We start from the raw sequence: 24,146 nt of genomic DNA, 5'->3' as shown, positions 1-24,146 counted from the left end.
TTCATTTTTAGAAAAATCGTGGTGTTTCTATGTGTTGGTTGATTTTAAACAAATCAAATTGTAAGAATAACTCGTGAGAGCCTGAATTAAAATTGGATAGCCTGGTGGTTTCTCTATCGTAGCCATAGCCTATCGCTAGTCTATCGCTTACTTTAAAGCCTACTAAGGCCGATAGTGCTGCGCTCCATCTATAGGCCAATCCTACTGTGAATTTTTCATTGATTAAAAAGTTACCCGTAAGGTCTACCTGTAGTGGTGCTCCTGCTACCATTTTGGCTACAAAGGCTGGTTTGAATTTTAGATTGTAGGTCAGGTCAAACACCTTTCCCCCTGCCAAGTAAAAATGTTGTCTGCGGTTCACATCCGAATACGCAAATTCATCATAGCTCTTGGTCTCTAGTAACATCGGCACCGATAATCCTAAGTAACTGTTTTCATTGTAATAAAATAATCCTACGCCAATATTGGGTGAGAATTGGTTGGCAATGTTATTCCTGAAAGATACATCACTTGGATTGTAGTGGTTCAGCTTGGTGTAGTCTATATTTAACAACTGACCTCCTGCCTTGATCCCAAAAGCCAAACGGCTTTCGTTCTCAAAACGAATTGTGTAAGAAACATCTATTCCTAAGTTGGTCGTAGTACTAGGACCTATTTCATCGTGTACAATATTACCTCCCAATCCTAAATTAGTGTTCTCTAAGGGTTGGTGGTACGACAAATTAAGTGTCTTAGGTGCGCCCTCTAGTCCTATCCACTGCGTTCTATACAAACTAAACAAGGACCCGTACCCTAGTGATCCAGCATAACCCGGATTAATCACCAAAGGATTGTACATGTACTGCGTGTACTGCGGCTCCTGTTGGGCTGATGCACTCAGCCCTAACAAGATTACCAAACTATAAACTATTTTTTTCATCTCTTTACTTTATTATTTTTTACAAAGAACTATCTCTTAATGTATAAATATCCTGAACGTTGTTTCTCTTCTCCAGCGGTATTGGCATAACGAAGGATGTAGAAATAAGTTCCCTCTGGCAACTCTTCCGACTGTTGGATGGTAACTCGTCCGTTAGATACGCCTCGGAATACTTTATCATTTTGTCCGTAGCCATCTACTTCGTAAACTAATACTCCCCAACGGTTGTAAATACGTACCGTGTTGTTTGGATAGTTCTCTATATTTCGAATCACAAACAAATCATTATCTCCGTCACCATTTGGCGAAACTGAATTGTAAATCTCAATTTCTCCAGGTTTATCTGAGTAATGGGTCATTTCTAAATAGTCTGCCACACCGTTTTTGTCATTGTCCTGAGGCTGAGCTGGATTCAATCCTATTTCTTCTTCATTGGACAAACCATCTCCATCACAATCTCCAGTCAAGAAACCGTTTCCTAAAGGAAGTGTTCTATGGGCAGACACTGAATCACAAGGATTAGTTGGAGAAGTACCGTCTAAACGTTCTTGGCTGTCTAATACCCCATCACCATCTGAATCTAAATCTCTGTAATCTGGCGTTCCGTCTCCATCAGTATCCACTGGTGTGCTGCCGCTACCTTTCTCAACTGAATCAAGGATTCCGTCATTATCAGAGTCTGTATCTCTGTAGTCTGGTGTTCCATCGCCATCCGTATCAAGAGGTGTTGTTCCAGTACCTTTCTCTACGCTATCTAAAATACCGTCGGTGTCACTGTCAGTATCTCTGTAGTCTGGAGTACCATCACCGTCGGTGTCTACAGGAGTAGTTCCAGTGCCTTTCTCAATTGCATCAGTGATGCCGTCGTTATCACTATCAGTATCTCTGTAGTCTGGAGTACCATCACCGTCGGTGTCTACAGGAGTAGTTCCAGTGCCTTTCTCAATTGCATCAGTGATGCCGTCGTTGTCACTGTCAGTATCTCTGTAGTCTGGAGTACCGTCACCATCTGTATCTAGTGGTGTAGTTCCGGTACCTTTCTCTACACTATCCAAGATACCATCGTTATCACTATCAGTATCTCTGTAGTCTGGTGTTCCATCATTGTCAGTATCCACTGGTGTGCTTCCGCTACCTTTTTCAACTGAATCAAGGATTCCGTCATTATCAGAGTCTGTGTCTCTGTAGTCTGGTGTTCCATCGCCATCCGTATCAAGAGGTGTTGTTCCAGTACCTTTTTCAACTGAATCAAGGATTCCGTCATTATCAGAGTCTGTGTCTCTGTAGTCTGGTGTGCCGTCTCCATCAGTGTCTAATGGTGTAGTTCCGGTTCCTTTTTCAATCGCATCGGTAATCCCGTCGTTATCAGAATCCAAATCTCGGTAATCCGGTGTTCCATCGCCATCCGTATCCACTGGCGTAGTTCCGGTTCCTTTTTCGATAGCATCTGAAATACCATCTCCATCAGAATCCAAATCTCGGTAATCCGGTGTTCCATCGCCATCCGTATCCACTGGCGTTGTGCCGGTTCCTTTCTCGATAGCATCAGAGATTCCGTCTCCATCTGAGTCGGTGTCTTGGAAGTTTGGAATGCCATCCCCATCGGTGTCGATTGGAGTCGTTCCAGTTCCTTTTTCAACTGCATCTGAAATGCCATCTCCATCAGAATCTGTATCCAAGTAGTCTGGTGTTCCATCACCATCTGTATCCACAGGCGTTGTTCCTGTTCCTTTCTCGATAGCATCAGAGATTCCGTCTCCATCTGAGTCTATGTCTTGGAAGTTTGGAATACCATCCCCATCGGTGTCGATTGGAGTCGTTCCAGTTCCTTTTTCAATCGCATCGGTAATCCCGTCGTTATCAGAATCCAAATCTCGGTAATCCGGTGTTCCATCGCCATCCGTATCCACTGGCGTAGTTCCAGTTCCTTTTTCAACTGCATCTGAAATGCCATCTCCATCTGAATCTGTATCTCTAAAGTCTGGTGTTCCGTCTCCATCAGTATCAAGAGGTGTTGTTCCAGAACCTTTTTCTACTGCGTCTAAGATTCCATCGTTATCCGAATCTACATCTCGGTAATCAGGCGTTCCGTCGCCATCCGTATCTGTAGGCGTACATGGGGCAGTCCCTGTACAACCTGAATCTTCTTGAGCGTCAAGGATACCGTCATTATCAGAGTCTGTATCTCTGTAATCTGGAATACCATCTCCGTCTGTATCACGAAGTGCTGTTCCTGTTCCTTTTTCTACTGCATCTGGAATTCCGTCATTATCTGAATCCAAGTCCAAATAATCTGGGGTTCCGTCTCCGTCTGTATCTACTGGACTAGCACCATTTGGTCCTTTTTCGATTGCATCCGAAATTCCGTCACCATCTGAGTCTACGTCATACGGGTTAGGTTGTCCGTCGCCATCGGTATCTGGAGGAGTGATTCCGCCATTCGTTGACAACGGTACTCCATTAGCATCTACAGTTCCATCTGCTTTACCGTCATTATTTGCATCTACTACACCTGCCTCGATTGTATCTTTAATACCATCATTGTCTGAATCGGCATCGTAACGGTTTGGAATTCCATCTCCGTCGGTGTCACAATTTGGACTAGCTGGGCTACAAGCTGCATTTTCAACTGTATCTAAAATACCGTCGTTGTCATCATCTAAATCCACTACATCATCTATTCCATCTCCGTCGAAATCAGCTGGACAACCATTGTTGCTTACTGTTCCAACTACTGTTGGACAAGTATCGTTAGCATCTAACAGGCCGTCTCCGTCAGAATCCGTGTCTTTATAATCTGGTGTTCCATCGCCGTCAGTATCCACTGTACCTTCTTGGCTGTCTGGAATTCCGTCATTATCCGAATCTGGATCTCTATAATCTGGCGTTCCGTCACCATCCGTATCTAATGGCGTAGTGCCTGTTCCTTTTTCAACTGCGTCTGGAATTCCATCATTATCCGAATCCAAATCTCTGTAATCCGGTGTGCCGTCTCCATCGGTGTCGATTGGAGTCGTTCCCGTACCTTTTTCAATCGCATCAGAAATGCCATCTCCATCAGAATCTGTATCTCTGTAATCTGGGATTCCATCACCATCCGTATCAAGAGGTGTCGTTCCTGTTCCTTTCTCTACTGCATCAGGAATACCGTCTCCATCTGAGTCTGTGTCTTGGAAGTCTGGAATTCCATCGCCATCCGTATCCACTGGTGTGGTGCCTGTTCCTTTCTCTACTGCATCAGGGATACCGTCTCCATCTGAGTCTGTGTCTTGGAAGTCTGGTGTTCCATCCCCATCCGTATCTACTGGTGTTGTACCTGTTCCTTTTTCGATAGCATCTGAAATGCCATCACCATCAGAATCTGTATCTCTGTAATCAGGAGTTCCATCACCATCGGTATCGATTGGAGTCGTTCCGGTTCCTTTCTCAATAGAGTCTAGAATACCGTCATTATCTGAATCCGTATCTCTGTAATCCGGTGTGCCGTCTCCATCGGTATCTAATGGCGTAGTTCCTGTTCCTTTTTCAATCGCATCTGAGATTCCGTCGTTATCTGAATCCGTATCTCTGTAATCCGGTGTTCCATCACCATCGGTATCTACTAGAGTCGTTCCGGTTCCTTTCTCTACTGCATCTAAAATTCCGTCGTTATCTGAATCCAAGTCCAAATAATCTGGCGTTCCGTCACCGTCCGTATCTACTGGTGCATTGCCGTTAGCGCCTTTCTCAATAGCGTCTGAAATACCGTCGCCGTCTGAATCTACATCATACGGATTAGCACCGCCGGTTCCATCGGTATTTGGTGGTGTTAATCCACCATTAGTTGACAATGGTACTCCATTAGCATCTACTCCTCCGTCTACTTTGCCATCATTGTTCGTATCTGTTCCACCGGCCTCTTTCACATCGGATATTCCGTCGTTATCTGAATCCGAATCCAAACGATTTGGAATTCCGTCGCCGTCGGTATCACAATTTGGATCGGCTGGCGAACAAGCTGCTGCTTCTACTGTATCCAAGATTCCGTCGTTGTCGTCATCTAAATCCACTGCGTCAACTATTCCGTCGCCATCAAAATCAGCCGGACAACCATTGGCTGCTGCCGTTCCTGCCACTAGCGGACATTGGTCTACGCTGTCTAGTACCCCATCTCCGTCTGAGTCTGAGTCTCTGAAGTTTGGAATACCGTCACCGTCGGTATCAATAGTTCCTTCTTGCGCATCCGGTTTACCGTCGCCATCTGAATCCAAATCTCGATAATCTGGAATTCCATCGCCATCGTTATCGGTTGGCGTACAAGGTACTGTACCGGTACATCCATTGTCCTCTGCACTGTCTAAGATTCCGTCGTTATCCGAATCTGTATCCAAGTAGTCTGGAATACCATCACCATCCGTATCCACTGGTGTGGTTCCTGTTCCTTTTTCGATAGCATCAGGAATACCGTCTCCATCTGAGTCGGTGTCTTGGAAGTTTGGAATGCCATCACCATCCGTATCAAGAGGTGTCGTTCCTGTTCCTTTCTCTACTGCATCAGGAATACCGTCTCCATCTGAGTCTGTGTCTTGGAAGTCTGGAATTCCATCGCCATCCGTATCCACTGGTGTGGTGCCTGTTCCTTTCTCTACTGCATCAGGGATACCGTCTCCATCTGAGTCTGTGTCTTGGAAGTCTGGTGTTCCATCCCCATCCGTATCTACTGGTGTTGTACCTGTTCCTTTTTCGATAGCATCTGAAATGCCATCTCCATCTGAATCCGTATCTCTGTAATCCGGTGTTCCATCACCATCGGTGTCGATTGGTGTTGTTCCTGTTCCTTTTTCAACTGCATCTGAAATGCCATCTCCATCTGAATCCGTATCTCTGTAATCCGGTGTACCATCACCATCTGTATCTAATGGTGTGGTTCCTGTTCCCTTTTCAACTGCATCTGAAATACCGTCTCCATCCGAATCGGTATCTCTGTAATCCGGTGTTCCATCACCATCGGTGTCGATTGGTGTCGTTCCTGTTCCTTTTTCAATCGCATCTGAAATGCCATCTCCATCAGAATCTGTATCCAAGTAGTCTGGTGTTCCATCACCGTCCGTATCCACTGGTGTAGTTCCTGTTCCCTTTTCAACTGCATCAGAGATTCCGTCTCCATCTGAGTCGGTGTCTTGGAAGTTTGGAATGCCATCACCATCTGTATCCAATGGTGTCGTTCCTGTTCCTTTTTCAACTGCATCTGAAATACCATCTCCATCTGAGTCGGTGTCTTGGAAGTTTGGAATGCCATCACCATCTGTATCCAATGGTGTCGTTCCTGTTCCTTTTTCAACTGCATCTGAAATACCATCTCCATCCGAATCGGTATCTCTGTAATCCGGTGTACCGTCTCCATCAGTGTCAACTGGTGTAGTTCCTGTTCCTTTCTCAACTGCATCTGAAATACCATCTCCATCAGAATCTGTATCCAAGTAGTCTGGAGTTCCGTCTCCATCTGTATCTACTGGTGTAGTTCCTGTTCCTTTCTCAACTGCATCTGAAATACCATCTCCATCCGAATCGGTATCTCTGTAATCAGGCGTACCATCACCATCTGTATCTACTGGCGTAGTTCCTGTTCCCTTTTCAACTGCATCAGAAATACCGTCGGCGTCTGAATCTACATCATACGGGTTAGCACCGCCGGTTCCATCAGTATTTGGTGGTGTTAATCCTCCATTAGTTGACAATGGTACTCCATTAGCATCAACACCTCCGTCTACTTTGCCATCATTGTTCGTATCTGTTCCACCGGCTTCAATTACGTCGGTAATTCCGTCGTTGTCTGAATCTGAATCAAAACGATTTGGAATTCCGTCGCCATCGGTATCACAATCTGCTGCGGCAGGGTTACAAGCTGCTGCTTCTACTGTATCCAAGATTCCGTCGTTATCATCATCTAAATCCACTGCGTCAACTATTCCGTCGCCATCAAAATCAGCTGGACAACCATTGGCTGCTGCTGTACCTGCCACTAGCGGACATTGGTCTACGCTGTCTAGTACCCCATCTCCATCTGAGTCTGAGTCTTGGAAGTCTGGAGTTCCATCCCCATCTGTATCCAATGGCGTAGTTCCTGTTCCTTTTTCAACTGCATCTGAAATACCATCTCCATCCGAATCGGTATCTCTGTAATCCGGTGTTCCATCACCATCGGTGTCGATTGGCGTAGTTCCTGTTCCTTTCTCAACTGCATCTGAAATGCCATCTCCATCCGAATCTGTATCCAAGTAGTCTGGAGTTCCGTCACCGTCGGTGTCGATTGGTGTCGTTCCTGTTCCTTTCTCGATAGCATCAGGGATACCGTCTCCATCTGAGTCGGTGTCTTGGAAGTTTGGAATACCATCACCATCTGTATCCAATGGTGTCGTTCCTGTTCCTTTCTCAACTGCATCTGAAATACCATCTCCATCCGAATCAGTATCTCTGTAATCAGGTGTACCGTCTCCATCTGTATCCAATGGCGTAGTTCCTGTTCCTTTTTCAATTGCATCTGAAATGCCATCTCCATCCGAATCGGTATCTATATAATCCGGTGTTCCATCACCATCGGTGTCGATTGGTGTCGTGCCTGTTCCTTTCTCAACTGCATCTGAAATGCCATCTCCATCCGAATCGGTATCTATATAATCAGGTGTTCCATCACCATCGGTGTCGATTGGTGTCGTTCCGGTTCCTTTTTCAATTGCATCAGAAATACCGTCTCCATCTGAGTCGGTGTCTTGGAAGTTTGGAATGCCATCACCATCTGTATCTACTGGTGTCGTTCCTGTTCCTTTCTCAACTGCATCTGAAATGCCATCTCCATCCGAATCGGTATCTCTGTAATCAGGTGTACCGTCTCCATCAGTATCCACTGGCGTAGTTCCTGTTCCTTTTTCAATCGCATCTGAAATGCCATCTCCATCTGAATCGGTGTCTTGGAAGTTTGGAATGCCATCACCATCTGTATCCAATGGTGTTGTTCCTGTTCCTTTCTCAACTGCATCTGAAATACCGTCTCCATCCGAATCGGTATCTCTGTAATCCGGTGTTCCATCACCATCGGTGTCGATTGGTGTTGTTCCTGTTCCTTTTTCAATCGCATCTGAAATACCATCTCCATCTGAGTCGGTGTCTTGGAAGTTTGGAATGCCATCACCATCTGTATCCAATGGTGTTGTTCCTGTTCCTTTCTCAACTGCATCTGAAATACCGTCTCCATCCGAATCTGTATCTCTGTAATCCGGTGTACCGTCTCCATCGGTATCTAATGGTGTTGTTCCCGTACCTTTTTCAATCGCATCAGAAATGCCATCTCCATCAGAATCGGTATCCAAGTAGTCTGGAGTAGTATCACCATCCGTATCCACTGGTGTCGTTCCTGTTCCTTTTTCAACTGCATCAGAAATGCCGTCTCCATCAGAATCTACATCAAATGGATTCGCTTTTCCGTCACCGTCAGTGTCTAGTGGCGTCAATCCACCGTTAGCTGATTGTGGCACTCCATTGGCATCTACAGTTCCATCAGCTCTTCCGTCGTTATCTGCATCAGTACCACCCGCTTCAATGACATCGTTGATACCATCGTTATCTGAATCGATATCCAAACGGTTTGGAATACCATCACCGTCGGTATCACAATTTGGATCTGCTGGTGAACAAGCTGCATTTTCAACTGAATCTAAGATTCCGTCATTATCATCGTCTAAGTCCTCGGTCGAATTAATGGTTAATGTACCTGTACTGGTTGCGCCTTGACCGTCGCTTACGGTATACGTAATTACTGGAACATTTCCTGAATAACCGACTTCTGGTGTGAAAGTATAACTTCCGTCTGCATTTACTTTTAATGCACCTACACCCGCAATATCAACAATACTACCCACAGGGTAAGTTTGTCCGTTGATTTTGAAATCGGTAATCGCTAAAGTATTGCTTTCTGCGTCGGTATCGTTAGTTAACACATTTCCTGTAGCAGTTTCTCCCTGCCCTATCGTTTTGGTATCATTTACTGTCAGCGGAGCATCGTTTACCGGTGTTACGCTAATGTTTAAGTTAGCCGAATCGGTAGCACCAGTAGTATCTTCAGTAGTGTACACAATTGCCGGTACTGGACCCGAATAGTTGGCCACTGGCGTAAAGGTAAATGTACCATCGGCGTTTATTACAAGGGTACCTGCTGTTAGGGTAGCCGTTGTACCAGCTGGGTACGTTACCCCGCCTACTGTAAATTCTTTTACTGTAAGAGCGTCATTGTCAACATCACTATCGTTAGCTAACACATTTCCTGTAGCAGGACTGTCCTCTGGTGTAGCAATATTATCGTCATTTACTGCATTTGGCGTATCGTTAGCTGCAGTAATGGTAATGGCTAAGCTTCCCGTGTCTTTACCACCATCGCCATCGCTTAGGGTGTAAGTAATAGCTGGTACTGCGCCATTATAATTGGCATTTGGAACAAATTCGTAAGTTCCGTTTGCGTTTACTTGTATCGTACCAACACCTGGAATTACTGATTTACTTCCTGCTGGATAAGTATACGTTACCCCACCTACAGTGAAAGAGTATTCGGTAATTACTAAAGTGGTACCCGTATCTGTATCTGTATCGTTGGTTAACACGTTACCTGTTGCCGTACCGTCTTCGGCCACTGTTTTGGTATCATCAGTAGCTACAGGAGCAGCATTCACTGGCGATACAAATAAATCTAAATTAGCCGTACTTGTTGAGGTACCATCAGTAACAGTATAGGTAACCATTGGCACATCACCAGTATAACCTGCCGCTGGAACAAAGGTATAAGTACCATTAGCATTTACCGTTAGGGTTCCTTCGGTCATGGTCATTGGTGTACCTACTGGATAATCTGTACCGTTAATTGTAAATTTAGTTACAGTTAAATTATCACCATCTACATCGGTATCATTGGTTAAAACGTTACCTGTTGCGTTGGTACCTGCTGGTGTTTCTACCACATCGGTAGCAGGAAGTGGTGCATCGTTAGTGTTGACTACCGAAATTGTTAAGGTTCCGTTCGTATTGCCTCCATTGCCATCACTTACGGTGTAACCAATTACTGGTACACTACCTATATAGCCAAAGGCTGGAGTAAAGGTATAGCTGCCATCGGCATTCATTACAATGGTTCCTTTACCAGGGATGGTAGCGGTTTCGCCAACATTATAAGTTACTCCACCTACCGTAAAGGTAGTTACGCTTAAGGTATTTCCATCAGCATCGGTATCGTTAGTTAAAACATTGCCCGATTTTGGTGTGTCTTGTGGTGTATTGGTACTTTCGTTGCTTACCGTTGGCACATCGTTTACTGCAGTTACGGTAAGATCTAATTTACCCGTATCTGAACCTCCGTTGGCATCGGTAGCGGTGTACTCAATAGTGGGTACCGTACCGTTATAGTTGGCTACTGGAGTAAAGGTATAACTACCATCAGCATTGACTACTACTGTACCTACGTTAGGTATAGTGGCTGTTTGACCCGCAGTATAGGTAGTTCCATTAATGGTGAAACTGTTTACGGTTAAGGCCGAGTTGCCCGAACCTTTATCATTAGTCAATACGTTTCCAGTAGCTAGACTGTCTTCGGCTACGGTATTGATATCGTCTACAATACTTGGTGCGTTACCAATTAATAAACGAGCCGCTGCTGTGGTTACATTACCACAAGCAAAGTTCGATTCTTTAATTTGTAAACGGTACCTGTATCCGTTCATTGTCATGGTTGCATTGCTCACGACCAAAGTAGTCGTAGTGGCACCAGCAAAAGTGCTGTTATTGCTTACATTGGCCCAAGTAGTACCACCATCTGTACTTTGCTCCCATTGGTAGCTGGTAGTTCCCGAACCTGGTGTAACAACTGCGGTAAAGGTAGCATTAGCAGCCACTTGAACCGTTTGGTTAGCAGGTTGCGTCGTAACTGTACTTGCTGTACCTACTGTGGTTACATTGCTGTTAGTACCTGGGTAACTAGCCGCAGTCACTTTTCCAGTAGCATCTACCGCTGGTGGGTTACCTGTGCCATAGTAGGCATTATTATCTGTTCCTTGAGCGGTAGTGGTACCGTAAGCCTCGTTGGCATCTGAACAACCATCATCATCTGAATCTAAGTCAAATTGATTTGGCACTCCATCTCCATCAGCATCTTGATTGGAAATACACATACCCGAAAATGCTGGACCAAAACCTGGATTAGCGAGGTTTTTGGTTTCCATTACAATTTTAGTACTTGTAGATGTAGCCGTAAATTCTATCTGCCCTTTGTTCCAAATGGCAGCCGAAGCAGAAACTGTTGGGTTAACATCTACAGTAGCTAATACAGTAGTACCGTTTAAGGCCTGAACTGTTGCAGGTCCCACATAATTAGAGGCTGAAGTTGCAGCAGTTGGACTTTTTGCATAACTGAACTTGAAGGTATATTTTACACCAACAACTGTGTTCACCGTACTTTCAAAGGTAGCATTAATACTTCCTGCCTCTAAAATGGCATTACCATCTTGAGAAATCCAACCCGCAGTATTCGTTGATTTCAGAATATCTGCATCACCTGCTATGAGCTTCCATGCACCATATTGTGGTGAACCCGTTGAACCATATCGATAGAATTGATAAGTCGAATTGTATCCATAGAATGGAGCGCTTGTAGCTGCCGCAGGTGTCATTGGCACCTGAGAATTCATGATCTCCATGGCATAACAAGGCGATTCTACCGTGTCTAATACGCCATCGTTATCGTCATCCAAGTCGTTGTAATCGGATACGCCGTCATTATCGTTGTCGTTACAAAGATTGACTGTGCCATTTATTGCGTAATTGGTGTAAGTGTACGTACCATTATAGCTACCATTATCAGCAGTAGTCTCTTTACTATCTGCAAAACCGTTCGTACCATAAGGTGCTGGATGTGTATAATTAGCCGTTTTGCTAGTTGTAGTTCCTGATTCAAAAGCATCACCACAACTATCACCATCAGAATCTGTATCCAAACGGTTAGGTGTTCCATCATTGTCTGTATCTAATGTACATTCTGATGAGAAAGCACCCACTTGGCCAATGAAACGGATTTCTCCTAAGGTTACGTTATAAGTACTCGGTATGGTAGCTGCTGTGGCGATTTCCCAACCATCAGACACGCCTTGATCTTGCTCTTGATCAAACCAAACTTCTAAAATATCAAAAGTAAATTCGGATACTGAGGCTATTGGCTCATCAAAATACAACAGTTTGGCATTTGGTGAAGGAGTACCCAAATCAAATGTTTGCGATTTATTGGCTCCTGAACAATCTTTCCACGAAACGATGAATTTTTTCATTGGAGCATCGCCACCTGCATAAGCATAAGAACCAGGGATCCAAATAGCCATTCCTTTAATAGAAGCTGGGGCAGATAAAGTAAATTTCCAATCGTTGGAAATTCCTGCATTATCAACTAAATATGCTGCATTTGTTGTTAAAGTAGGTGAAGTGTGTGTGATAGTATTTAAAGAAGCCTCAGTAGTTGGTACTGCCGATAAACCTGAACCATTAAAGGCATTAGCTGCAACAGACCAAGTACTATTGTTAATGCCAAATTGATTGGTTGGAATAGTTTCTAAAACGGTAGGTGCAATAATCTGAGTTGTAGTATTAGGATTTGAACAACCACATTCAATAGCATCATATACCCCATCATTGTCATCATCTATGTCGATTAAGTCTCTAATGCCATCACTATCGGTATCTGTACACGCATTAATAGTGGCATTGTTGGCATAACGGTAGGTATAAATGGCACTGTATTGACCACTTTCAGATGCTGTTTCTTTGCTATCGGCAAAACCATTGGCGCCATAAGGAGCAGCCACAGTGGTACTGCTAGTGGAGGTAACTGTTCCTGCTTCTAAAGCATCGCTACAACCATCACCATCGCTATCTAGGTCTAAATGGTTTACTATACCATCTCCATCTGCATCACATTGGATGGCTGGGTTGCCTATATTGTCTAAAATCCAAGTAGCGGTATTGGCTGTAACCACGTTACCATAGTACAAGTTGCCCAAGTAATTACCAGTCACACCTGTTTGTTGTGGGTTCCAAGTACCTGCTTTGCTAAAGCCTGCATCAGTATCATTAATGATAAAGGACTCCGTACCATTGGTAATCAACATCGCATCGGCAAAGTAATAGGTACCGTTGGTGGTTCCTGTTACTGGTAATGTTTCTATTTTTATTTGTTTGTTGGCATCGGCCGAAACATTGGATGCTAATAAAGTCCAGGAGAAATTACCATAGGTAAATGTACCTGCGTCTCTTTGGTTCAAGACTACATTAGTTACCGTACTGCCTGTAACACGTACCGGTAGGTTGGTAGGCACACTCGCGTCGTTTCTTCTATTATAGGTATAGACCGTGTATTTACTAATGGTAGCTGCCTCAGGACATTCTACTGAATCTAATACGCCATCATTATCATCATCTAAATCAATTATATCTGATACACCATCGTTATCCGTATCAGTACACATGTTGATATTAACATCTGTTGCACGGCTATATTGGTATGTACCATTGTAAATACCATTATCTGCAGTTGCTTCTTTACTATCAGCAAAACCGTTCGTACCATAAGGAGCCGCAATAGTTGTTACCGTTTTATCAGTTGTTGTTCCTGCTTCGTAGGCATCAGAACAACCATCGCCGTCAGCGTCTACATCCAAACGGTTTGGTTTGCCGTCGCCATCAGTATCAAGGTCGATACATTCTCTATATACAGAGTATGAACGCAAGACAATGTTGGAAAGGGTTTTTGGGTGTAAAGACGATAGGGTCAAATAGTAATCAGAAGCTACCCCTTGGAAAGCTAATTTTTGAACACCTGCTATTGTCACTGTTACATAACCCGTTTCATTAATATCTATTTCTAATTTTTGATTGGCCACATAGGCATTGTTAAAATTCCATGTTGTTGAAGGGAATTTACCATATATCCAAGCTCCAGGGTTCCAAGCATGATAAAATTTGTACGAAGCGGCATCGTTCCAGCTGTTAGTCACTTTAGTACCCCCTACTGGCATCAAGCCCAACATCACCTGGTTAGCATCATCTGTAGTAGTATACTCTAAATGAATAGGCAATTTAAAGGCCTGATCAGAATACGATGAAGCCCAAGCAGCTGTGGTGCTAGCGTTAATGGTATTGGCATTAGTTACAGTAAACGCCGCTGAACCGTTAAATGTTAAAGCAGTCAGATCATTGTGCGGAAATTTACACTCTTTTTGTTCCACCCAATCCAATACACCATCGTTGTCGTCGTCTAAGTCGTCTAAATCAGAGATTCCATCGTTATCCGTATCAGTACATTTATTGATACTGGCTGTTGTTGCACGGCTATACTGATACGTACCATTGTAAGTACCATTGCCTGCAACAGTCTCTTTACTATCTGCAAAACCGTTCGTACCATAAGGTGCCGCAATAGTTGTTACTGTTTTATCAGTTGTTGTTCCTGCTTCGTAGGCGTCAGAACAACCATCACCATCTGAGTCTAAATCTAAGGTATTTGGCACACCGTCGTTATCTGTGTCGCAGGTTCCATTTATCGTATTAACGTTAAACTCAGCATTTAAAGAGGTCGCTGGCCATTCATGACTTTGTCCTAAAACAATGGTATTTGTTCCGTCCCAATTGATAGGCACTTTAACCAAAGAGGCATTGTTAGACAATAGTAACGATTGGTAATTTCCTGCACCATTAGTTCCATCTAAACCTAACAACGTAACTACACCTAGCTTACTTATTTTTACCCTGATTAATGGTCTGGTTGCTGTATTAGGATAAGTCCAAGGAGATCCACCTTGTACACCGGTACCATTTGGTAAACTTACTTTTGTAGCCGTTGTAGTGGTATAAACAGTTGCCGGATTATGGTCAAAGTTAAGTTCATTGACCGATGCAATACTTGTCCCATTTACTTTTAAATTAAAGTTATTATCCAAGGAATAAATATCTACATACAACTCATCTGGAAAACCTGTTATGGTTTTAGTTTGTGAAGACCCGTTAAGTAAATTAAATCTTGGAGTTAAGTTAGAAACTCCTGGAGAAGGACATTCTGTAGTATCCAATACGCCGTCATTATCATCATCCAAGTCAATGGAATTGGCGATACCATCTCCATCTGTGTCTAAACACATATTAGCATCCCTATCTATTGCATTATTATACGTATACGTACCATTATAAATACTATTATCCGCTGTAGTTTCTTTGCTATCGGCTAAACCGTTCGTGCCATAAGGTGCTGCAAGAGTCGTTACTGTTTTGCTAGTTGTTGTTCCTGATTCAAAAGCATCACCACAACCATCACCATCAGAGTCTGTATCCAAACGGTTAGGTGTTCCATCATTGTCTGTATCTACTGTACAATTTGATGAGAAATCTCCTTTTTGACCAATGAAACGGATTTCTCCTAAGGTTACGTTATAGGTGTTTGGTATGGTAGCTGCTGTAGCAATTTCCCAACCGTCTGAGGCACCTTGATCTTGCTCTTGATCAAACCAAACTTCTAAAATATCGAAAGTAAATTCGGATACCGAAGCAATAGGGTCGTCAAAATACAATAGTTTGGCATTTGGTGAAGGAGTACCCAAATCAAATGTTTGCGATTTATTAGCTCCTGAACAATCTTTCCAAGAAACAATGAATTTTTTCATTGGAGCATCGCCACCACCATAAGCATTAGAGCCAGGGATCCAAATGGCCATTCCTTTAATCGCTGCTGGAGCGGCTAAGGTAAATTTCCAATCGTTGGCAATACCCGCACCATCATTTAAGTAAGCCGCATTAGAAATTAATGATGGCGAACTGTGTGTAATAGTGCCTAAAGAAGCTTCGGTAGTTGGTACTGCGGATAAACCACTTGAATTAAATGCTTTATCAGAAGTAGTTACTACTCCAAACTGGTTAGTAGGAATGGTAACGATTGCTGTTGGCGCAATAATTTCGGCAGTAGTAGTGGCTACTGTACAACCGCATTCTACGGCATCCGTAACCCCATCATTGTCATCGTCAATATCAATTACATCTCTTATACCATCACCATCCGTATCTGTACAAGCATTAATGGCAGCGTTATTGGCATAACGGTAGGTATAAATAGCATTATATTGACCACTTTCAGTAGCCGTTTCTTTGCTATCAGCAAAACCATTGGCACCATAAGGAGCAGCCACGGTTGTGCTGCTAGTTGATGTAACTGTTCCTGCTTCTAACGCATCACTACAGCCATCGCCATCGCTATCTAGATCTAAGTTGCTTAGTACCCCGTCACCGTCTACATCACATTGGAAAGCTGGGTTTCCTATATTATCTAATGTCCACGTTGCGGTATTAGCCGTTGCTACATTACCATAGAACATGTTATTCAAATAGTTACCGGCATAACTTGCTTGGTCTGTCCAAGTACCTGCTTTGCTAAATCCAGCATCGCGGTCGTTTATAACATAATACTCCGTACCATTGGTAATCAACATCGCATCGGCAAAATAGTAGGTACCGTTAGTGGTTCCTGTTACCGGTAATGTTTGTATTTTAATTTGTTTGTTGGCATCGGCCGAAACGTTGGATGCCAATAAAGTCCAGGCCACGCCACCGTAGTTAAACGTGCCTGCGGCTTTTTGGTTCAAGACCACATTAGTTACCGTACTACCTGAAACACGTACAGGTAGGTTGGTTGGTAAGTTAACATCGTCTCTTCTATTATAGGTATAAACCGTGTATTTGCTGATAGTAGCTGCCTCAGGGCATTCTACTGAATCTAATACACCGTCGTTATCATCATCTAAGTCATCTAAGTCAGAAACACCGTCATTATCGGTATCAATACACGCATTTACACTTGCATTTATGGCACGATCATTCGTATAAGTACCATTGTAAATACCGTTATCGGCAGTGGTTTCTTTGCTATCGGCTAAACCGTTGGTTCCAACCGTTGTTGTAAATTGAAAATTAGCTGTTTTATCGGTGGTAGTTCCTGCTTCGTAAGCATCAGAACATCCGTCGCCATCGGAGTCTACATCTAAATAGTTGGCAGTACCATCGCTATCGGTATCGGCACAAGTAGCGGCAGGAACAGTAAAGTTCCAAGTAGCGGTTACAGCAGTAGAAAAAGGTGCTCCAATGTATTGGTTGGCACCATTGAACGAGTTGGCTACACTTTGTGACAACCAAGAACCTGTTGCAGAATAACCTGTAGTATTGTTATCAATAAAAATAGTGTTTACCCCATTGGTTACCAACATGGCATCGGCAATTAACCAACTACCCGTTGTGGTACTCGTAGGAGCCAATGTAACCGCAATGCTATTGGTACGACTTGGCACGATATTTTCGGCCACTAATTTCCACGTAGTTACACCATTAGCACTAAACGAATTGGCAGCACCTGCTACGGCATTCGTACGCTGATCCAAGACCGCATTTGTCGTACTAATACCTTTTATAATCACTGGCACATTCGTAACAAAACCAGCCTCAGGGCGGTTATACGTATACACTTTATAGGCCATGCCTGAGCACTCTACGGTATCTAAAATACCGTCATTGTCATCATCAATATCCAATACATTTAAAATGCCATCGTTGTCTGTATCCACACAATCGTTTTGGCCAGCACTCATCGCATTGTTGTACATATAAGTACCGTTATAAACACCATTATCAGCTGTGGTTTCTAAGGCGTTCATCAAACCGTTGGTACCTACTGCACCTGTGTGAACATAATTTGCCGCCGCAGAATTGGTAGTCACAGCCTCAAATGCATCAGAGCAACCATCGTTATCTGAGTCTAAATCAATATTATTTGTTTTTCCATCATTGTCTGTATCTCTACACGTTGCCGGAGAAATGATGCTAATTCTAACATCGTCAATAAAGTTACCCACAGCTGCACCTCCTGATGAAGATACCGTACCAATGACAAAGAAAGTTTGTGTTTGACCAGCAGGTACCACATACGTTCCTGAATAAGTCCCCCAACCGGAAGTTCCATCGGTCATGGTAGCCACTTGGGTTAAGTTGGTTAAACTAGGTCCAAAGTTAATCGAAGCTACATCAACACCATCTCTACCACGGTGTTGGATAGACCATGAAATTTTAGTTCCTGGGTCTAAACACAATATTTGGTATAAAGAACTTGCATAATAGGCATTCAATTCCATGAAACGGTTACCGTGAGCAGAAGGTCGAGTAGCACTTGCATCCCACATTTCCATTTGACCGTCTGGTGCGGTGGTTCTCCAACCTGGCATGGTTGCACTTGTTACGAAGGTTCCTGTAGCTGGCAATTCAAAACTTTCGTTGATAATTGCTGGTGTACCCACACAATTCCACGCACATTCTACCGCATCCGTTACCCCATCGTTATCATCATCTAAGTCTAAAAAATCGGGTACCGTATCGGTATCGGTATCCAAACATGCAACTTGGAATTCGTTGGTAGCATAGCTATAGGTATACGTGGCTTTGTAAAGGCCGTTGTCGGCAGTAGCCTCTAAAACATCCGCAAAACCATTGGTTCCTCCAGTAGTTGTATGTTTAAAATTAGCCGTTTTATCGGTAGTAGTACCTGCTTCAAAAGCATCGCTACAACCGTCGCCGTCTGAGTCTAGATCTAAATAGTTAGCAATCCCGTCTCTGTCCGTATCGCAATCTAAACTTGGATTACTGATGTTAGTGAAAGTGAACGTTGCTTTTTTACCAGTATAAGGTGGAATAACATATCTATCTGCACCTAAATAAGCAGTGGCATCCGTATAAGCTGTCCAAGTTCCTGTTTCTACATACGCTCCTGGGGTGGTATTATCGATTACAGTTGTAGTTGTTCCATCAGTAATTAAAAAGGCATCTGCTAAAACATACCCTCCATCAGTAGATGCATTAGGCTCTATGCTTATTGTGATTTTTTTATTGGCATCAGAATACACTGCAGAAGAAAGTAATCTCCAGGTTCTACTACCATACGTTAAATCATTGCTAGAAAGTTGTTGATTGTTAGTCGTTTTTACCGTGTTCCTTCCTACAATGGTTACGGGTACATTAGAGGTATGGCTGCTGTAAGGACGATTAAAAACATAGACTTTATAAGGATTTACGTTAGAGCACTCTACCGTATCTAACACCCCATCGTTATCTTCATCTACATCAACTTCATCCGCAGCACCATCGTTATCACCATCGGCACACATGTTTATCAGTGCTTCGTTGGCGCGTGTGTATTGGTACGTACCCTTGTATGAACCATTGTCGGCGGTAAGCTCTAAAGCATCCGCAAAACCGTTGGTTCCATAAGGTGCTGCAAAAGTAGTTACTGTTTTGTCAGTGGTTACGCCTGCTTCAAAAGCATCGCTACAGCCATCGCCGTCTGAGTCTAAATCCAAACGGTTCGAAGTGCCGTCGCTATCGGTATCAATGTCGGGACACAGGGCATTGTTTGTTCTTGAAGTTAATTTTACATCGTTAAATGTTCTATTGTTTGTAGAACTGATGACAAAATTGTAATTAGACACCGCACCTTGAAAAGCATATATTTGTATACCTCCCTTTTTAAGGGTTACCCAGCCTTTTTCATTGATATCCAATTCCATTTTTTGTCCTGAAGTATAGGCCGTGGCGGTTAAACTCCAAGTAATTGGCAAACGCCCATAGACCGTTGCTAAATCGTGATAAATTTTATAAGAACCGTCCTCCCATCCGTTTGGCGTTTTGGTACCATTAACTGGAAGTAAACCAAGCATTCCGTATCCTGTAGTGTTTGTGGTATATTCTAAATGAATAGGCAATGCAAAACTTGCATCAGAGTATTTCGATTTCCAGTTGGACAAATCACCATTTGTAAAAATAGAATTCCCCGTAAATACGGTGGTACCATTACCATTGTAGGTTAATTTTGAAACATCGGTAGCCTCATAGGTACACGATGAGCCTTGCTCTGTAATATCTAGAATCCCGTCGTTATCATCGTCGAGGTCGTCTAAGTTAGAAATACCGTCATTATCGGTATCAATACACGCATTTACACTTGCGTTTATCGCACGATTAATACTATAAGTACCGTTGTAGATTCCATTATCGGCAGTGGTTTCTTTGCTATCCACCAAACCATTGGTTCCAACGGTTGTCGTAAATTTAAAATTAGCGGTTGTATCGGTAGTAGTCCCTGCTTCGAAAGCATCACTACAACCATCGCCGTCTGAGTCTAGATCCAAACGGTTCGATCTGCCGTCGTTGTCGGTGTCAATGTCCGTACATACATTAGGGAAATCAGCCGTTGTAATTTTGATATCACTAAAAGTACGTGCACTGTTGGCTGCACCTAAAGCAAGGTTGTAATCAGAAACCGCACCTTGGAATTGGTATAATACTACGCCCGCATTTTTAACTGTCACCCAACCTGAAGTAGAAATATCCATTTCCATTTTTTGGTTCGCGGTGTACGCCACATTTTGAAAATTCCAAGTGGTTAATGGTAATTTTCCAAAAAGCAGTCCGGCTTCATGATACACTTTATAGGCACCATCTGTCCAGTTGTCTGGAGTTTTGGCTCCTGCCACCGGTAATAAACCAATCATGGCATAGGTAGTAGGATTGGTTGTGGTGTATTCTAAATGAATGGGCAATTTTAAAGCTTGGTCAGAGTAGGATGTTTTCCAACCCAATGGATTTGCTGATGAAACAGTTGCAGTAGTCGCTGTTTTGGAAACAGTAGCACCTCCCGTAAATGTAAGCGCAGCGAAATCCACTGGTGAACAACCTGTTTGTTCTTGGGTATCTAAAATACCATCGTTATCGTCGTCAATGTCAATCGAGTTGATGATACCATCGCCATCGAAGTCATCTCCTGGCGTTGTACCCCCAACCGTTTGCGCACTTAGCGAAAGTGAACTGAGCAATAAAGCTCCAAAAACAAAAGTTTTGAACCCCATTTTTGGAAACCTGGCTTGTTGCCTATTGACCAAGACAGGCTTTGCTGTCTCAGCTGTAGTACGCTGTAAAGCAATTGCTTTTTCCATCCAATTCACTTTTGGCTCGTGTTGATTGGTTTGGGCCATCCCATTGTGGCGTTTTAAAAGCAAAAGATGTTTACAACTGTTCAATAGCTTAGAAAAAACTGTTGGTACTTGTGTTGAATTTGTTGTAACAACAACGGTTGATGAATTGTCTGTTGACTTCATGCGCTTAAAAAAATTTTATTTTACTGCTTAAAAATCCTGAAGAAATGGGGAGATGGATTTTTTTTTGGTGGGGGGATTGTTTTCAAAAACATTGGATTGCTCTATAAAAAATTGGGTCCTATGTTTTTTACAACACCGCAAAATTCAAAAAATAATAGTAAGAAAAAGCTGGTCTAGAGGGCAAATGAGTCTGATTTCAAATTTGTGAACTCATTAAAATTTTTTATTTGAAAAAAATGTACTCTTTTTGAAAAATGGAACTAAGCGTTCTCAGCCCTTTAAAAATCGGTTTTTACGGTAGAAAACAAAATAGGAATTGAGATGTTTTGACTTTTTTATTCGTTACATCAGAAAAATTAGCTATTTGAAGTATTTTAAAATAGAGGAGTTCACTTTTAGCAATTGGGTAGGCATTTTTTGTCCATACCTTTACTGTGTCTCAAGAAAAATAAACTGTTTGTTCACTAAGAACTAGTACTAAAAGGGGCTGAATTGTTATTAAACAATGGGTGGCCCAAGAAATAAAAAAATAAATCAATACTTACTTATTAAAAACAACTATGCTTTTTTATTTATCCATTATTTCTTCATTAATTACTTTTGTGATGCTATTGTATAATTACAATCGCAATAAAAATAGTTTTTTATTAGCCGGTTATCTTTTACCGGTATACTTGTATGGGATTAAACATTATATGATTTTAGAAAGTGATTCTATTTTGGGTATCGCTATTTTTCACGGTCATTTCTCTCCTATTTTTTTGTTGCCTGGGGCAATGCTCTACTTGTATGTAAGAAATAGTTTGAAAAATGAGTGGCGTTTTACAAGGTTTGATTTTTTACATTTTATACCTTTTATAATAGATTGCTTAAATGTGGTGCCTTTTTACCTCATTTCTTGGCCTGAAAAAATGGAAACTGCCCGCCTTTTATATGCAAATCCTAATTACAGTAAATTTGCCAACACCAACTTATTATTTCCCTTTTATATCGTAACTACAACTAGAGCCTTCTTATTTATGTCCTACATTATAGCCAATAGTGTTCTTTTGCTTCGACATTGGAAAGACCATTTTAAAACGATTGACTCCATTAATAGGAAGAATTTATTTAGATGGCTTTGTTTTTTAATAAGTAGTGCGATTGTACTGGCTGGGTGTACCATTTTAATCACCCTTACTTTTTTTGGAAATAATCAACTTGAAAAATCGGATATTAACGATTATCATTACACTTTAATTGCTTATTTAATATTGAGTATTATCCCCTTAGTAATGGTGTTTTATCCGCAAGTGCTTTATGGGATACCCGTTTCTCAAATTAGTACAACTGCTAGTCGCGTTCCTAAAAAAGAAAAACCAGCTTTTAAAACCACTGAAATGGCTGACTTAGCTGAAAAGATACTACTGTATTTTGAAACTGAAAAACCGTACTTAAACCCGTCTTTTAGTCTAGACGATCTTTCGGTTTACTTGGGGGTGCCAAAATACCAATTATATGAATGTTTCAACAAGCATTTAAATAAAAAATTCATTGAACTACGAACTAATTTTAGAATAGCGCATGCTAAAAAATTATTGTTGTCTTCAGAAATGGACTCCTTGTCCTTGGAAGGAATTTGGAATGCCTCAGGTTTCTCATCCAAGACTAATTTTTTCACTACTTTTAAAGAAGAAACAGGCGTAACCCCTATCGAATTTATCCAACAACAAAAATTAAGCTAATACATTACCCATGATTTATTACTTTTCTTTATTAACCCTTTTTCTATGTGTTGTTATCTTAAGCTTTAATTTAAGGATAAATAAAAGTATTTTATATTTAATTGGATTTTTGATTCCGTTAGGGGTGTATGGTATCTTTCATCACTTGGTGTTTTTTAATGATTCAGCATTTCAATTGGCATTGATTAATGTACAATCTGTTCCGTTATATTTTTTAGCCCCACCTATGCTTTTCTTTTATGTTCGAAGTACCTTAAAAGATGCTCCTAAATTAAGTACAATCGATATTTTACATTTTTTACCCACTATAATCAGTTTTGGTTTAGTGCTGCCTTTCATGTTTAAAAGTTTCGATTATAAACTGGCCCTTGCGCAACAATTTATTGACGACCCTAATGCTATCAAAACAGCCCATATTCATTCGTTTTACCCTAATTTTGGGAATGTAATTGCTAGGCCTACTCAACTTTTTATTTATAGCCTAATCTGTTTATTTATAATATGGAAGTACAATAAGAAAAAAAGCAGTTCATCTCCTGCGGCACAAAAAAAAGTGTTAGTGAAATGGCTCATTTCTATCTCGGTGATTGCGTTGCTAATTAGTCTCAGTTATATGATAATGATCTATTTCTTTATCACTACTGACAACATTAAAAAAGAAGTTTTCAATCAGCTTTCTGTTAGTTTGTTTAGTGGGTTTGCGTATTCTATTATCCCTGTAATAATTATGGTTTTCCCTGATATTTTATATGGTATTCCCCGTGTATCAAAATCCAATCTAATTCAAAAAGAGACAGAAGCAACTGCCGCTATAAAAGAAATTGAATTTGATCAAATTGCTAAAGATCCCTTTTGTGAAACCGCGGTACAAATATTAAATTATATAGAACAAGAGAAACCTTATTTAAATCCAAAATTCAATATCGATGACGTTATTAACGATTTAGCGATTCCTAAACATCATGTGTATTATTGTTTTAAAACATTATACAAACTAAATTTACAGAACTTAGGACTAATTACCGTATTGAGCATGCCAAGGAATTATTACTCTCCGAGTATTTAGATGTTTTAACTGTGGAAGGAATTGGTGCCAAATCTGGGTTTGCTTCAAAATCGAACTTTTTTGCAGTTTTTAAAGAATCTACAGGGCTTTCGCCAATTGATTTTATTGCTAAAAATAGAAAAAGCACAAAGAACAGAAAGAATGACCAAGAATAGAATTGCCATGGATTTACACAATGAAGTGGGAACTATTTTAACTAGGAT

The 24,146-nt window shown here is 41.8% G+C and carries 5 protein-coding genes; 3 read left to right on the top strand and 2 right to left on the bottom strand.

Annotated elements, in window-relative coordinates; all coding sequences use genetic code 11:
* Positions 1–7: 7 nt before the first annotated feature.
* On the bottom strand, positions 8–919 hold the full coding sequence (locus tag Q0L65_RS13030; RefSeq protein WP_296687100.1) for a type IX secretion system membrane protein PorP/SprF: 912 nt from the start codon (positions 917–919) through the stop codon (positions 8–10).
* Positions 920–948: 29 nt separating this feature from the next.
* Positions 949–21,153 carry an Ig-like domain-containing protein gene (locus Q0L65_RS13025; protein ID WP_296687098.1) on the bottom strand — a complete coding sequence of 6,735 codons (20,205 nt, stop codon included), beginning with the start codon at positions 21,151–21,153 and terminating at the stop codon, positions 949–951.
* 560 nt (positions 21,154–21,713) lie between these two features.
* Between Q0L65_RS13025 and Q0L65_RS13020 the strand changes: the two genes are divergently transcribed.
* From Q0L65_RS13020 to Q0L65_RS13010, 3 genes are read left to right on the top strand one after another with little or no spacing between them, the layout of a single operon-like run.
* Positions 21,714–22,877 carry a helix-turn-helix domain-containing protein gene (locus Q0L65_RS13020; RefSeq protein ID WP_296687096.1) on the top strand — a complete coding sequence of 388 codons (1,164 nt, stop codon included), beginning with the start codon at positions 21,714–21,716 and terminating at the stop codon, positions 22,875–22,877.
* 10 nt (positions 22,878–22,887) lie between these two features.
* Positions 22,888–23,943 carry a hypothetical protein gene (locus tag Q0L65_RS13015; RefSeq protein ID WP_296687094.1) on the top strand — a complete coding sequence of 352 codons (1,056 nt, stop codon included), beginning with the start codon at positions 22,888–22,890 and terminating at the stop codon, positions 23,941–23,943.
* The gene (locus Q0L65_RS13010; RefSeq protein ID WP_366051832.1) at positions 23,862–24,098 is read left to right on the top strand and encodes a helix-turn-helix domain-containing protein; all 237 of its coding nucleotides are present in this window, start codon (positions 23,862–23,864) and stop codon (positions 24,096–24,098) included. The genes Q0L65_RS13015 and Q0L65_RS13010 overlap by 82 nt, the downstream gene beginning before the upstream one ends.
* The last annotated feature ends 48 nt before the right edge of the window (positions 24,099–24,146 follow it).

The sequence above is a fragment of the Flavobacterium sp. genome (assembly GCF_024642105.1).
GTDB lineage: Bacteria > Bacteroidota > Bacteroidia > Flavobacteriales > Flavobacteriaceae > Flavobacterium.
This window is presented reverse-complemented; position numbering and strand designations above follow the sequence as displayed.

Bases quoted from the DNA above. Each gene is read 5' to 3' on its own strand.
- Q0L65_RS13030 (WP_296687100.1), bottom strand. From the start codon at position 919: ATGAAAAAAATAGTTTATAGTTTGGTAATCTTGTTAGGGCTGAGTGCA.
- Q0L65_RS13025 (WP_296687098.1), bottom strand. From the start codon at position 21,153: ATGAAGTCAACAGACAATTCATCAACCGTTGTTGTTACAACAAATTCA.
- Q0L65_RS13020 (WP_296687096.1), top strand. From the start codon at position 21,714: ATGCTTTTTTATTTATCCATTATTTCTTCATTAATTACTTTTGTGATG.
- Q0L65_RS13015 (WP_296687094.1), top strand. From the start codon at position 22,888: ATGATTTATTACTTTTCTTTATTAACCCTTTTTCTATGTGTTGTTATC.